At 63.1% G+C, this 13,613-nt stretch carries 15 protein-coding genes; 5 read left to right on the forward strand and 10 right to left on the reverse strand.

Annotated elements, in window-relative coordinates; all coding sequences use genetic code 11:
* Positions 1 to 124: 124 nt before the first annotated feature.
* Both IVB22_RS20875 and IVB22_RS20880 read left to right on the forward strand, forming a co-directional pair.
* On the forward strand, positions 125 to 889 hold the full coding sequence (locus IVB22_RS20875; protein WP_374207583.1) for a FecR domain-containing protein: 765 nt from the start codon (positions 125 to 127) through the stop codon (positions 887 to 889).
* 2 nt (positions 890 to 891) lie between these two features.
* Positions 892 to 2,067 carry a hypothetical protein gene (locus IVB22_RS20880; RefSeq protein ID WP_247519163.1) on the forward strand — a complete coding sequence of 392 codons (1,176 nt, stop codon included), beginning with the start codon at positions 892 to 894 and terminating at the stop codon, positions 2,065 to 2,067.
* A gap of 114 nt (positions 2,068 to 2,181) precedes the next feature.
* Here IVB22_RS20880 and IVB22_RS20885 read toward each other — a convergent pair whose 3' ends face one another.
* The 8 genes from IVB22_RS20885 to ggt form a co-directional block, all read right to left on the reverse strand.
* A complete protein-coding gene (locus IVB22_RS20885; protein ID WP_247519164.1) occupies positions 2,182 to 2,670 on the reverse strand; it encodes a VOC family protein in 489 nt (162 codons plus the stop codon).
* A gap of 35 nt (positions 2,671 to 2,705) precedes the next feature.
* Positions 2,706 to 3,128 (reverse strand): VOC family protein, encoded by a 423-nt coding sequence (locus IVB22_RS20890; protein WP_247519165.1) that lies wholly within the window; start codon positions 3,126 to 3,128, stop codon positions 2,706 to 2,708.
* A gap of 125 nt (positions 3,129 to 3,253) precedes the next feature.
* A complete protein-coding gene (locus IVB22_RS20895) occupies positions 3,254 to 3,991 on the reverse strand; it encodes an enoyl-CoA hydratase/isomerase family protein (RefSeq protein WP_247519166.1) in 738 nt (245 codons plus the stop codon).
* A gap of 40 nt (positions 3,992 to 4,031) precedes the next feature.
* Complete coding sequence (locus tag IVB22_RS20900; RefSeq protein WP_212417726.1) at positions 4,032 to 4,556, reverse strand: cupin domain-containing protein; 525 nt, start codon at positions 4,554 to 4,556, stop codon at positions 4,032 to 4,034.
* Between the two features lie 155 nt (positions 4,557 to 4,711).
* A complete protein-coding gene (locus tag IVB22_RS20905) occupies positions 4,712 to 5,692 on the reverse strand; it encodes a D-2-hydroxyacid dehydrogenase family protein (protein WP_247519167.1) in 981 nt (326 codons plus the stop codon).
* A gap of 25 nt (positions 5,693 to 5,717) precedes the next feature.
* Positions 5,718 to 6,110 carry an FKBP-type peptidyl-prolyl cis-trans isomerase gene (locus IVB22_RS20910; protein WP_247519168.1) on the reverse strand — a complete coding sequence of 131 codons (393 nt, stop codon included), beginning with the start codon at positions 6,108 to 6,110 and terminating at the stop codon, positions 5,718 to 5,720.
* A 134-nt stretch (positions 6,111 to 6,244) separates the two neighbouring features.
* Complete coding sequence (locus tag IVB22_RS20915) at positions 6,245 to 7,528, reverse strand: FAD-binding oxidoreductase (RefSeq protein ID WP_247519169.1); 1,284 nt, start codon at positions 7,526 to 7,528, stop codon at positions 6,245 to 6,247.
* Positions 7,529 to 7,600: 72 nt separating this feature from the next.
* Entirely contained in the window at positions 7,601 to 9,187 is a 1,587-nt protein-coding gene (ggt, locus tag IVB22_RS20920; RefSeq protein ID WP_247519170.1) for a gamma-glutamyltransferase, read from the reverse strand.
* Between the two features lie 204 nt (positions 9,188 to 9,391).
* On the opposite strand from ggt, the gene IVB22_RS20925 reads away from it, so the two are divergent.
* Together IVB22_RS20925 and IVB22_RS20930 are read left to right on the forward strand one after the other, a co-directional pair.
* Positions 9,392 to 10,144, forward strand: a complete 753-nt coding sequence (locus IVB22_RS20925; protein WP_247519171.1) for a rhodanese-related sulfurtransferase — start codon at positions 9,392 to 9,394, stop codon at positions 10,142 to 10,144.
* Complete coding sequence (locus tag IVB22_RS20930) at positions 10,137 to 10,352, forward strand: SlyX family protein (protein WP_247519172.1); 216 nt, start codon at positions 10,137 to 10,139, stop codon at positions 10,350 to 10,352. The genes IVB22_RS20925 and IVB22_RS20930 overlap by 8 nt, the downstream gene beginning before the upstream one ends.
* Positions 10,353 to 10,433: 81 nt before the next feature.
* Here the strand turns inward: IVB22_RS20930 and IVB22_RS20935 are convergent, their stop codons facing one another.
* Positions 10,434 to 10,655, reverse strand: a complete 222-nt coding sequence (locus IVB22_RS20935) for a hypothetical protein (protein WP_247519173.1) — start codon at positions 10,653 to 10,655, stop codon at positions 10,434 to 10,436.
* 199 nt (positions 10,656 to 10,854) lie between these two features.
* On the opposite strand from IVB22_RS20935, the gene hemE reads away from it, so the two are divergent.
* Positions 10,855 to 11,826 (forward strand): uroporphyrinogen decarboxylase, encoded by a 972-nt coding sequence (gene hemE, locus IVB22_RS20940; RefSeq protein WP_374207597.1) that lies wholly within the window; start codon positions 10,855 to 10,857, stop codon positions 11,824 to 11,826.
* A gap of 100 nt (positions 11,827 to 11,926) precedes the next feature.
* On the opposite strand, the gene IVB22_RS20945 is transcribed toward hemE, so the two are convergent.
* The gene (locus tag IVB22_RS20945; RefSeq protein WP_247519175.1) at positions 11,927 to 13,540 is read right to left on the reverse strand and encodes a GMC family oxidoreductase; all 1,614 of its coding nucleotides are present in this window, start codon (positions 13,538 to 13,540) and stop codon (positions 11,927 to 11,929) included.
* Positions 13,541 to 13,613: the final 73 nt, after the last annotated feature.

The raw sequence follows: 13,613 nt of genomic DNA on the forward strand, positions 1-13,613 counted from the left end.
ATTGCGGCAAAATTGAGTGTGATAGCTCCGGATTTTTATGTCCATCGCATTGAACGGATTTCGATTTCGCAATCACTAACCGACGGACGTGTAAGCCGCACGAGTGATAATTCTGCCACATCGCATGCGCGCGCGATCGGTACGATGTCGGGATAAATCGATCGGTTTTGAAATGAATTTCTGTAACTGCTTTTTTTCACTATCTGCAATTGGCCTGGTTTCTGTGTTGATGATTGCTCCCGCGCACGCGCAAACGCGCGTGGGCGAAGCGGCAGTCGTCAAGAATGAAGTGCTCCGCGTTGCCGGACCCTCGACCACGCAGATCAAGGTCGGCGATGGACTGGTCCGTGACGAAACCGTGCGCACCGGGATCGACAGCGCAACGCGGCTGGTGATGGCCGACAGCACCAATCTCTCGCTCGGACCCAACGCGACGCTCAAGCTCGACCGCACCGTTTTCGACGACGAGCATCACTACCGCGAAGTCGCGGTGCGCATGACTTCGGGTGCGTTTCGTTTCGTCACCGGCCATTCGGACAAGGCCGCCTACAAGATCACGACGCCGCTGGCGACCATTGGCGTGCGCGGCACCACGCTCGACATCCTGTCACAGCGTGGCCAGACCATCGTCAACCTGCAGGACGGCGCTGCCTCGGTCTGCACGGTCAGCTTTGAATGCATCCAGCTCACCCGCCCCGGCGACACCGCCATCATCACCTCCGGCGGCGGCGGCAGATCGACGATCAAGAAGACCAACAATCCGCCATGGACGTTTGCCGCAACCTGCAGCGCCGCGGCAGGGCTTTGCAGCAAGACGCAATATGCGGATGCGACGCCGGTCATCGTCGATGACGGCAGCGATCCCACCGGTATGCTGTGCGGGCGCTGACCATGGCAAGACGCGTTCGCAGCCTCACTTTATTGGCCGCGCTTGCGGTCATGGCCTTGCTTTCGCTTGTCCAGTCGTCGGCGTGGGCGCAGTCACCCTCGCCGTCACCTTCTCCAACACCGCTGGATGATTGCATCGAGTGCTATTCGCCGACGCCAACGCCGAGCCCGTCGCCAACACCAACACCTTCGGCTTCGCCGACCCCGACGCCGAGCCCATCGCCTACGCCGACACCCTCGGCCTCGCCGACCCCGACGCCGAGCACCAACGCGCCGCCGGCCGCCGTGTCTGGTTCGAACGCCGGATCGATCAACGATCTGGCCGGACAGCGCTTCAACCAGATGATCACCAACCGCGTGCTCGGCAACGTGCTGCTGGGGGTCAACGAGCAGGTCAATTGCAACGATTGCGTCAGCGCGTTCGGTTCGGCGGGTTCGTTCTCGGCCGGCATTCACGGCCGCAAGAACCTGACGCCCAATCTGTCGCTGCTCGCCGGCATCGCCTATGCCCAGTACAATGAAGGCGGCTACAGCGTCACCAGTTCGCCGATCGGCGCGTTTGCGCTGCGTTATGATTTCGTCGACTGGGGATCATCGCGGCCGTTCTTCGATATCGGCACCATCCTGTCGCCATTCCAGAAGGTGCGCTATTCGCGCAGCTACACGACGAGCCTCGGCGCGGTATCGCTCGAAAGTTCGACCACGAGCGAGAATTACGCCGTCTATGGCCGTGCCGGCTGGATGAGCCGGCTGTCGCCGCGCGACGAGGTGGCAGCTTCCATCGAGGTCTGGCAGCTATGGCAGCGGGTGAAGGGCTATATGGATCCCACCACAGCCTTCAATCCGTTCGACGCCTCGATCGCCGATGGCACCGACCGCACCAACCTCGTCAAGGTCGGCGGACAGTGGACGCATCTGTTCGGCTCAAGCGTCGAAGCCAACATCAATGGCGGATGGGTGCAATCCTTCGGAACGCGATCCGGCATCGTCGCCAGCGTGACCGGCGACGGCACGATCGTGCCTGTCATCGGCAATCAGGGCTGGTTCGAATATGGCGGCCGGCTTGGCTTCCGCATTAGCAAGGGCTGGGTCGCCGACCTCTTCCTCAACGGCACCGCCGGCGCGCAGCCCGTCGGCAACACGCTTCACGGCGGCGTGGGTTTGAGGATCAGTTATTAAGAAAATGTAGGGTGGGCAAAGGCGCGCGAGCGCCGTGCCCACCATCTCTCGGCATCGTTGTCGTGAATGGTGGGCACGCTTCGCTTTGCCCACCCTACGAATTCCGCGCCCGATCTACGCCGCGGACTTCCCTTCATACGCCCGCTTCAGTTCTTCGACATCGAGCTTGACCATGCCCATCATCGCCTGCATCGCGCGTTGCGCCCCGGCTGTATCGGAACCGCCGATGTATTTCATCGCCGCGGTCGGCACGATCTGCCACGACACGCCGTAGCAATCCTTCAGCCAGCCACATTGCACGGCCTTGCCGCCGGCCGCCAGCAATGCGTCCCAGAGCCGATCGACCTCGGCCTGATCGGCGCAGTCGATCTTGAACGAGACGGCGTGGGTGAAGTCGAATGGCTTGTTGCCGTTCAGCGCCATGAACCGCTGGCCGGCCAGCGTGAATTCGACCACCAGCACCGAACCGGCCTTGCCGGCAGGACTATCGACGGTGTTCTTTTGGACTTTCTCGATCCGGGAATCGGGCAGCAGTGAGACGTACAGGTTTGCGGCCTCCTCAGCCTCGCTGCTAAACCACAGGCAGGGGGAAATCTTGGACATCGGGAGAACTCCGGGTTGTCACAGGTTTGAAATGATCAGGCTTGGGCCATCGCGGATTGCGCGGCGGCGACATCCATCCACATCACTTCCCAGTGGTGCCCATCGGGATCTTCGAAGCTGCGGCCGTACATGAAGCCATAATCCTGCTTCGGACCCGGATCGGCGCCGCCGCCCGCGCCCTGCGCCTTCCCGACCACGTCGTCCACCGCGTCGCGGCTGTCGGCGGAAAGGCAGATCAGAACCTGGCTGGTAGCCTTGGCGTCGGCGATCTTCTTCGAAGTGAACTGCCGGTACTTGTCGTGAGTCAGCAGCATGACGTGGATGGCGTCGGAAAACACCATGCAGGACGCCGTGTCATCGGAGAATTGCGGGTTCTTTTCGCCGCCGATCGCCTGATAGAAGGCGGTCGAGCGGGCGAGATCGCTGACTGGCAAGTTGACGAAGATCATTTTAGCCATCATCGGGTTCCTTTTTTGGGAGGCTCAAGCCAAGGACGAACGCGCGGAGGCGGGTCCGACATCGATTTTCAAATTATTTTTGGCGGGCAGAAGGCCGTCTGACTGGATTCCCGGAGATCGCCGTCCTACCTGCCCTTGAAGTCGGGCTTGCGCTTTTCGGCGAACGCCTTGACGCCTTCCTTCAGGTCTTCGCTATCCCTGACGGCATCGAGCAGCCGCCGCACCTCGGCAACCCCTTCCAGCGGCCCCTTGGGCATGGCGTCGCGGGCGAGTTTCTTCAGCGCCCGGACCACCAGCGGCGCGTTGGCGGCGATTTTGGCCGCCATCTGCTGGGCGAGTGCGACATGCTGTCCCTTCGGCGCGACCTTGTTCACGAAGCCGATCTGGTAAGCGCGCTCCGCCGACATTTCCTCGCCGACCAGAAGGAACTCCATGGCGATCTTGTGCGGCATTCGCGCCATCACCGAGGAGATGCCGCCGGCGGTGGTGCCGATCTTGCCCTCGGGGTAGATGAAGCGCGTCGTCTCCGATGCCACGCACATGTCCGCCATCTGCACCAGCACGAAGGCGCCGCCGACGACCCATCCGGATGTCGCGGCAATGACCGGCTTGTCGAGTTCGACGCCCAATCCAGGCACCGCGTGCCACATGTTAACGGGGAGATCATTCACGTCGGCGCCCACCGAAAAATACTTCTCTTCGGATGACGCAAGCACCGCAACACGGTCGTCACTTTCGTGAAAGCGGAGCCAGGCCGCGCGCAGCTCGTCGCACAGGGCGTTGTTGAGGGCATTGTGCGCGGACGCGCGATCCATCGTGATGGTGGCAATGTGTCCAGCGCTCTCATAGCGAACAAGCGTCATGGTATTCCCCGCGACATCCGCACGAAGGCGGCCTTCGTTATTACTTCTTCTCGGCGGGATCCCGGTGCACCGGATCGACCCACAGCACGGTCTCTGGCTTTTCCACCGGCTCGATGTCGAGGTTGATCGCCACCGCCTCGCCGTCGCTGCGCACCAGCACGCATTCCAGCACCTCGTCACGGCTGGCATTGATCTCCTGGTGCGGCACGTAGGGCGGAACGAAGATGAAATCGCCGGGACCGGCTTCCGCGGTGAATTGCAGATGCTCGCCCCAGCGCATCCGCGCCTTGCCCTTCACGACATAGATGATGCTTTCGAGATGACCGTGATGGTGCGCGCCGGTCTTGGCGTCGGGCCGGATCGTCACGGTGCCCGCCCATAGTTTCTGCGCGCCGACGCGGGCGAAATTGATCGCGGCCTTGCGGTCCATGCCGGCGGTTGACGGCACGTTGGGATCGAGCTGATTGCCGGGAATGACGCGGACGCCGTCATGCTTCCAGCGCTCGTCATCGCCGTGCGAATGATCGTGATCGTGGGAATGGGTGTGGTCGTGCGTGCCGGTCATTGTGCGCTTTCTCGAAATATCGTTCGTCCGAACGGTATCGAAAACCGGGCCTGCAAACCAGAAGATTAAGGGAGCCGGCGGCGCATAGGCGCCCCGGTTTTCGTCATGGCCGGGGTCTTCCCTCGTCCATCTACGCCCTGGCGCCGTGCTGCGCATCAGCGCCGTCTGGAAATCGCATCCGGATTGACGACATTCGTCGGCGTGCCCGCGGCATAGGCCAGGATCTGGTCGAAAATGTCCGTGAACTGGATTTCGTATTCGTCGCGCGAGACGTAGCCGAGATGCGGCGTGCAGACGACGTTGTCCATGGTCAGCAGGGGATCGTTGACGTCGCGGAGCGGTTCCTTGTCATAGACATCGATCGCCGCCATGCCGGGCCTTCCGGCGCGCAGCGCATTGACCAGCGCGTTCGGCTCGATCAACGGCGCGCGGCTGGTGTTGACCAGCAGCGCCGAGGCCTTCATGCGCGCGAGATCTTCCGCCTTGACGATGCCGCGTGTGGCGTCGACCAGGCGCATGTGCAGCGAAAGCACGTCGCACCGTTCGAAGAAATCAGCCTTGCTGGCGGCGGTCTCGTAGCCGTCGGCACGGGCCTTCGCCATTGCCGGCTCGCGCGCCCACACCAGCACGTTCATGCCGAACGCCTTGCCATAGCCGGCGACGACGGCGCCGATCCGCCCGTAGCCGTAGATGCCGAGAGTCTTGCCGCGGAGCGTATGGCCGACGCCGATCTGCCATTTGCCGGCCTTGAGCGCAGCCATCTGCTGCGGAATGGCGCGCATCGCTGCCAGGATTAGGCCCCAGGTGAACTCGGCGGTCGCATAGGACGGCGTATCGGCGTGCTGGCTGGATGATACGACAATGCCGAGCCGGGTGCAGGTGTCGATGTCGATATGCGGAAAGACGCTGCGCTGGCTGATCAGCTTCAGTTTCGGCAGGCGCTCCAGCAGCGGCGTGCGTATTTGCGTGCGTTCGCGGATCAGCACCAGCGCCTCGGTGTCGCGCAGGCGTTCCGCCAACACATCGACGTCCTGGACGTGATCGTTCCAGATCGCGACGTCGTGTCCGGCCAGCTTGCCGAAGCAGTCGAGGGTGCGCAGCGTGTCGAAATAGTCGTCGAGGATCGAGACCTTCACGATGCGCCTCCCCGTTGCGCGCGGTTTACTTCACCGCCAGCAATTCGACGTCGAACATCAGCGTTGCATTCGGCGGAATGAGGCCGCCGGCGCCGCGCGCGCCATAACCGAGTTCAGGCGGAATGATCAGCGTGCGCTTGCCGCCGACCTTCATGGAGGCGACACCCTCGTCCCAGCCGGCAATCACCCGGCGCTGGCCGATCGGAAACTCGAACGGCTCGTTGCGGTCCACGGAGGAGTCGAACTTCTTGCCCTTCTGGCCGTTCTCGTAGAGCCATCCGGTATAATGCATGACGCAAGTCTGGCCGGACTTTGGCGACGCGCCGGTGCCGACCTTGCTGTCGATGATCTGCAAGCCTGAAGCTGTGGTCATGGGTTTTCCTGCGGTCTGGGCCAAGACCAGCTTGGGCGTGGCCATAGGCGTGGCAACTGCGGCCGCCACGGCAGCACAAGCGGTCCGGATGATCGTGCGTCGGGAAGATCGCATCTTTGGCACCTCGTTCGAGAGACCGACGTCTCTAGCCCAAGGCGGCTCATTTCGATAGCCATTTTTCAGCCGGCAGCCATGTCGCCATCACGATCTATCGCGAAATCGCGCAACAATGGCGAAGTCTTGCCGGCGATCAGATCGCCGATCAGATCCGCGGCAAGAAAACTGAAGGTGATGCCGTTGCCGCCATAACCATACGCCGCATAGACGCCCTTGGCACCGGGGACCGGGCCGATCAGGGGCAAGCCGTCGGACGTCGTGCCGAACGTGCCGGCCCAGCGGAACTCGATGTCGGGCCTTGCGGCAGGCCAGAGCGCCGCGAGCCGTTGTGCGAGTGCGCGCGATTTTTCGGGAATCAGGCGGTCGCGCGGCTCCGATTCGACGATTTCGGCACTATCCTCGCCGCCGACAATGATGCGCCCCGCGTGCGTCGTTCGTGCGTAGAGATAGTCCGTTGCATCCTCCCAGATCAGCACACCGTCGCTCCAGGCATTTTGCGGCTGCGGCGGCGTCGCAATCGCCCAACTCGATGACGCCTTATGCACGGTGGAGCGAACGATGTCGGGCATGACGTAGCCGGTGGCAAGAACAACGGCGCGCGCCTCGATCTCGCGATCGTTGGCAAGGCCGACACTGACCGAGCGCCCAGCGGCATCGAATGCGACGGCTTCTGCCTCGAACAACCGCGCACCGCGGGCAACGGCTGTCCCTAGCATTCCATGCGCGAGCTGCACGGGATCGGCATCGGCCGCGCCTTGGGAGACGATCGCTCCGGCACGCGCAAAGCCAAAGCTGTCGAGCAATGTGCCGTGGTCGAGAAAATCGCCTGGCAGGCCGGCTCGCGCACGGCAACGATGCTCTTCGATCAGACCGGCGCTGCTTTCGTCTGCCGCAAGATAAAGCGACTTCTTGTCCCGCATGTCGCAGGCGATGCCGAGTTGTCCGACCAGCGATTTCAGCCCGGCGACGGCCTCGAAGCTGGCGCGATAGGCCCGCGCCGCGCGCTCGAAGCCATAGGCTTCGCTCAACTGCCGCAACGGCTGATCGATTTCCCACAGCAGCATCGAGGTCGAGGCCGCGGTGCTGCCGTGACCCGGCAACTCGCGATCGATGATGACCACGTCCAGGCCTTGCCGTGTCAGGCGCTCGGCGACCAGCGACCCCGTAATGCCGGCGCCGATAACGAGCGCGTCGCATTTGAGATTGTCGCGCACATAGAGGCGCGAAGGGCGACCTGAGTTCGCAAACCACGGCGAGCGGCCGCCGCGCAGGTCGGCGTGTTCGGAATCATCTGAATCGAGAACACTGATCGCAAACCCCTGACAACAGGCGGCCGTCCACTGCAATGTGAACGGCTCCGCTTCATCGCTTTAACGAAAGCGACAGCCTGTTGTTCCGCGGCTGACGACGCGAAAGGCTCAATAGCCCAGCGCGCAACCGTCCTTGCGGGGATCGGAGCCGCCGGTCAGCGTCCCCTTGTCCCAGTCTATCCAGATCGCCTGGCCGCCACCGAGGGGCCCGACCACGCTGGTGGTCTTGTGACCGATCTTCTTCAAGCCTTCGACGATCTCGGCCGGCACGCTGTCCTCGAGCTGATAGACGCCCTCGTAATGCAGGCCGCGCGGCATATCGATGGCTTCCTGCACGTCGCAGCCATAGTCGAGGATGTTGGTCAGCACATGGCTTTGACCAACCGGCTGATACTGCCCGCCCATCACGCCGAACGGCATCACTGCGCGACCGTTTTTGGTGGCAAGGCTCGGGATGATCGTGTGCAGCGGCCGCTTGCCCGGCGCGATGCAATTGGGATGGCCGGGCTGAATCCGGAAGCCGCCGGCGCGGTTCTGCAGCAGGATCCCGGTCTTGTTGGAGACGATCGCCGAACCGAATGAATGCGCGATCGAGTTGATGAACGAGCAGACGTTGCGGTCCTTGTCGACCACGGTGATGTAGACCGTGGATGGATTCATCGGCGGCGCGACGTTCGGCAGATCGAGCAGCCGGTCCATCCTGATATTCTTGATGTGCTCCTCGGCGAATTCCTTCGCGAGGATGCCGGCAACGTCGACATGCACCTGCTGCGGATCGCCGATATACTGCTCACGCATCATGTAGGCGATGCGCGCGGCCTCCGCCTCGAGATGGAAGCGCTCGATGCTGAGCGGCGCGAATTTGGTCAGGTCGAAGCGGGAGAGGATGTTCAGCATGACAAGCATGGTGATACCGGGACCGTTCGGCGGGCACTGCCATACGTCGTGCCCCTTGTACATCGTGCCGATCGGCGACGTCGTTTCAGTCGAGTGCGCGGCAAAGTCTTCCAGCGTGTGCAGGCCGCCGATGCCGCGGAGCGTCTCCACCATGTCGGCTGCGATTTCGCCGGTGTAGAACGCATCGCGGCCGTTCTTCGCGATGGCGCGTAGCGTCTTGCCCAATTCGGGCTGATGGATCACGTCGCCGGCTACGGCCGGCTTACCGTGCGGCAGCAGGTAGCGCTCGGTATTGGTGCCGTTCTTCAATTTCTCGAACTGGTTCTTCCAGTCGAAGGCGATACGCGGCGCGACCACATACCCTTCTTCCGCAGCCTTGATCGCGGGCTGCAGCAGCGTGTCGAGGCCCATCTTGCCGTGGTCGCGCACGATCGTATCCCAGGCGTCGATTGCGCCGGGAATGCTCACCGAGTGGGCCGACGTCAGCGGAACCGAGTGGATCTTGCGCTCGAGATACCATTCTGCGTTGGCCGCCATCGGCGCGCGGCCGGAGCCGTTATAGGCTGTTATCTTGCCCTCGCCCTTCGGCTGGATCAGCGCAAAGCAATCGCCGCCGATGCCGGTCGATTGCGGCTCGATTACACCGAGCAGCGCGCAGGCAGCGACCGCAGCGTCCGCCGCCGTGCCGCCGGCCCGCATCACATCGATCGCGGTCAGCGCGGCCTCCGGGTGCGACGTCGCCACCATCGCGTTCTGGGCGTGGACCGTCGAGCGGCCGGCGAAATGGAAATTCCTCATCGCGAGTGCTTTCTTTTCAGCGTTTCTTCAATATTTCTTGGGCATCCCGCTGGGGACGATCGGGTGGGTCTTCAGACGGTTCTTTGGCATATTCATCCCCAACTGGGCAATGGCTGGCATGCCAAGGTCCGGCGGTGGCAATACGCGGAATACGCAGGGCTTTACGGGGTTTCCCCTGCCCGGCCTGCCTGATAAACGGTCGCCATGCCGCTCAAGGTCGCCGCCCTCTACCAATTCGCCGCACTGCCGGATTTCCGGGAGCTGCGCGAGCCGCTGCGCGCGCTTGCAGCCGGCCTTGGGATAAAAGGCAGTGTGCTGCTGGCGCATGAGGGGATTAACGGCACCGTTGCGGGCGGCGACGAAGCCATCGACGCGTTCGTCCGGGAGCTGCAGCACGGCCCCCTCTGCGGTGGCCGGCTCGACAATCTTGAACTCAAGTTCTCAAGTGCTTCCGAGATGCCGTTCCAGCGGCTGAAGATCCGCCTGAAAAAGGAAATCGTCACGCTCGGGGATACTGCCGTCGATCCGACGCGGCAGGTCGGCACCTATGTCGAGCCGTCAGACTGGAACGAACTGATTGCAGCGCCCGACACGCTGGTGATCGACACCCGCAACGCCTTCGAGGTGGCGATGGGCACGTTCGAAGGGGCGGTCGATCCCGGTCTCAAGAGCTTTGGGCAGTTCAAGGAATTCGCCGCGCAGAAACTCGATCCGGCGAAGCACAAGAGGATCGCGATGTTCTGCACCGGCGGTATCCGGTGTGAGAAGGCCAGCGCCTATCTGCTGGCGCAGGGGTTTGGCGAGGTCTATCACCTCAAGGGCGGCATCCTCAGATACCTCGAAGGCGTGTCGGAGCAGGAGAGCCGCTGGCGCGGCGAATGTTTCGTATTCGACGAACGAGTGGCGCTGGGCCACGGGCTGCGGCAGCGACAACCGAGCGATGGCTCCCATGATTGATGTCGACGCACTGAACGAGCGCATCGATGCGCTGGAGATGCGGCTGACCTATCAGGATGTGACCATCGAAACGCTGAACCAGACGATCACCGCGCAGTGGATTGAGATCGACAGGCTGACGCGCCAGGTCGCTGAACTGAAGGAGCGCCTTCAGGAAGCCGAAAGCAACGCGCCGGGCCCTGCCAACGAACCGCCGCCGCATTATTGAGATGAGCAGACGAAAGCGGCCTGCCAAGAACAGGCCGCTTTCCACAGTTCTGGTTCACGGCGCTCCCGGCCGAGAACTGCGCTAGCGGAAGACGGCTAGCACCTTGTCCCAGAGCGACCGGTTCTCGGTCTCGGCGTCGACCTTCGACGGCGCCGGTTGCGCGGCGCTCACGGGGTCAGATGCCGGGAACGTGTCGACCAGCCCGGCCTTGAGCTTTTCGTGAGTTTCCCGATCGGCCTTCGCCGCTTCACGGGGATCTTCAGCGTGTTTGTCATGCGCCGCAGGATCGAATTTTTGAGCCATGGGGGTGCCTCCGTGTCTGAGGTAACGCGGCGGAATCACGCCAGTTCCACATCTCGCCTTGGCCAAGGCGAAACCTGCGTGTATCAGAGGCCGGAGACCAGCAGCCCGCGCAGGAACCTTTCGATTGTCCCAGAAATCCGCTGTGAAACCTTTTATCGAAGTGCTGTCCGGCCGCAGGCAGAAGGTGCCGCCTGCGTGGATGATGCGGCAGGCTGGCCGCTATCTTCCCGAATATCGCGAGCTACGCGCCAAGGCGGGGAGTTTTCTCGATCTTTGCTTCACGCCGGGATATGCCGCCGAGGTGACACTGCAGCCGATCCGTCGTTTCAACTTCGACGCCGCGATCATCTTTTCCGACATTCTCGTCATCCCCTACGCGCTCGGCCGCTCCGTGCGCTTCGAGGCCGGGGAAGGCCCGCGGCTCGATCCGCTGGACACGCCGGAGCAAGTCGCGACGCTCGCGCGCCACGCCGATTTCGGCAAGCTCGAGCCGGTGTATGAAGCACTGCGCCGCGTGAGGGGCGAACTCGCGCCCGATATTGCGCTGATCGGCTTCTGCGGCGCGCCGTGGACGGTCGCGACCTACATGGTTGCGGGACAGGGAACACCCGACCAGGCGCCGGCGCGGATGATGGCCTATCGCCATCCCGAGGCGTTCGCTGAAATCATCGATGTGCTGGTGGAGAACTCGATCCAATATCTGCTCGGCCAGCTCGAGGCCGGCGCGGACGCGTTGCAGATCTTCGATACCTGGGCCGGCGTGCTGCCGCCGCGCGAATTCGAGCGCTGGTCGATTGAGCCTGCGAAGCGCATCGTCGCAGGCGTGCGCGCAAAAGCGCCTGACGCGAAGATCATCGGCTTTCCCCGCGGAGCCGGCGCACTGCTGCCGGCCTATGTGGAAGCGACCGGCGTCAATGCGGTTAGCATCGACTGGGCGGCCGAGCCGTCATTGATCCGCGAGCGCGTGCAAAGCCGCGTCGCGGTGCAGGGCAACCTCGACCCGCTGGCGCTGATCGCGGGCGGCGCGGCGCTGGATCGCGCCGTCGACGACGTGCTGGCGAACTACGCGCAAGGGCGACTGATCTTCAACCTCGGCCACGGCATCCAGCCCCAGACCCCGATCGCCCATGTCGAGCAGATGCTGAAGCGGGTGCGGGAGTATAAGGGGTAGCTCTCGTAGCCCGGATGGAGCGAAGCGCAATCCGGGAAAGGTTTCTCCGCGGCGAACAACCCCGGATTACGCTGCGCTTCATCCGGGCTACGATCATTCGCTACCTTGCGTCCTCCAGGATCATATCCGACGCCTTCTCCGCGATCATGATGGTCGGCGCGTTGGTATTGCCCGACATCAGGTCCGGCATGATGGACGCATCGACCACGCGCAGGCCTTCGATGCCGCGCACGCGCAAGCGCTGGTCGACGACGGCGAGTGCATCGCTGCCCATGCGGCAGGTCGAGGTTGGATGATATACCGTGCTGCCGGTGCGGCGGCAGAAATCGAGCAACTCGTCGTCGCTCTGCACCTTCGGACCGGGATCGACCTCGGCGACCGCGTAGGCCTTCAGCGCCGGCGCTGCGAGAATCCTGCGCAGGATGCGAATGCCGTCGATGAAGGCGCGGCGATCGGTTTCGGTCGCGAGATAGTTGATGCGGATTTCCGGCGGCACGGACGGATCGGCGCTCCTGATGCGCAGCGAGCCGCGGCTTTCGGGACGCAACTGGCAGACCGAAGCGGTAAAGCCGGAAAGCGCGTGCAGCTTCTCGCCCATCTTGTCGGTCGAGAACGGCAGGAAGTGAATCTGGATATCGGGCGAGGCCAGCCGCGGGCTGGTCTTGAAGAATGCGCCCGAGGTGCCGGCGGCAATCGTCAGCGGCCCTTTTCGCAGGGCTGCGTACTGAATGCCGGCCATCATCCGCCGGAGCGGATTGTTGACGACATCGTTCAGCGTGACCTTTTGCGCGCAGCGCGTAATCAAGCGCACCTGCAAGTGATCCTGCAGATCATTGCCAACGCCGGGCGCGTCGAGCACGATCTCGATGCCGTGCTGCTTCAAGAGATCCACAGGTCCCACGCCGGAGAGCTGCAGCAATTGCGGCGAGTTATACGCGCCGCTGGAGACCAGGATTTCCTTGCGCGCCCGCGCCGTGCGCACGCGGCCCTCCTGCTTGTATTCGACCGCCTTCGCGCGCCGCCCCTCGAACAGGATGCACCGCGCCAGCGCCGAAGTCTCGACGTGCAAATTGCTGCGGCTCTTCGCCGGACGCAGATAGGAGAATGCCGTGCTGGCGCGGCGGCCGCGTCTTGTCGTGGTCTGGAAAAATCCCGCCCCTTCCTGCGTGGCGCCGTTGAAATCCGGATTGGTCGGGATACCGGTCTCGGCCGCGGCGACCACGAAAGCTTCCGACAATGGATCGTGATGCCGCCAGTCCGACACCGGCAACGGCCCGCCCGTGCCATGATACTTGTCGTCTCCGCGCTGCTGGTTCTCGGCCTTCTTGAAATAGGGCAGCACGTCGTCGTAGCCCCAGCCGGCATTGCCGCGCTGGCGCCAGCGATCGTAATCCTCGTGCTGGCCGCGTACATAGAGCAGGCCGTTGATCGAACTCGAACCGCCGAGCACTTTACCGCGCGGTTGGAACACCTGCCTCCCGTTCAATCCAGGTTCCGGCTCGGTCTGGTACATCCAGTTGACGGATTTTTCCTTGAACAGCTTTCCGTAGCCGAGCGGCACGTGGATCCAAAGATTGGTATCCTTCGGCCCAGCCTCCAGCAGCAACACGGAATGTTTGCCGTCGGCACTCAGGCGATTGGCGAGCACGCACCCGGCCGAGCCGGCACCGACGATGACGTAGTCGAATTCGGAAGCTTCATTGTTCTTGTTCATTTGTTTCCCCCGCACGCAACCCGAAACAGGTAGCGGGACCGCCACGGGCGGTCAATCACCTCCCGGTGGCGGA

Origin of the sequence: Bradyrhizobium sp. 190 (assembly GCF_023073415.1) — a bacterium.
Classification (GTDB): Bacteria; Pseudomonadota; Alphaproteobacteria; order Rhizobiales; family Xanthobacteraceae; genus Bradyrhizobium.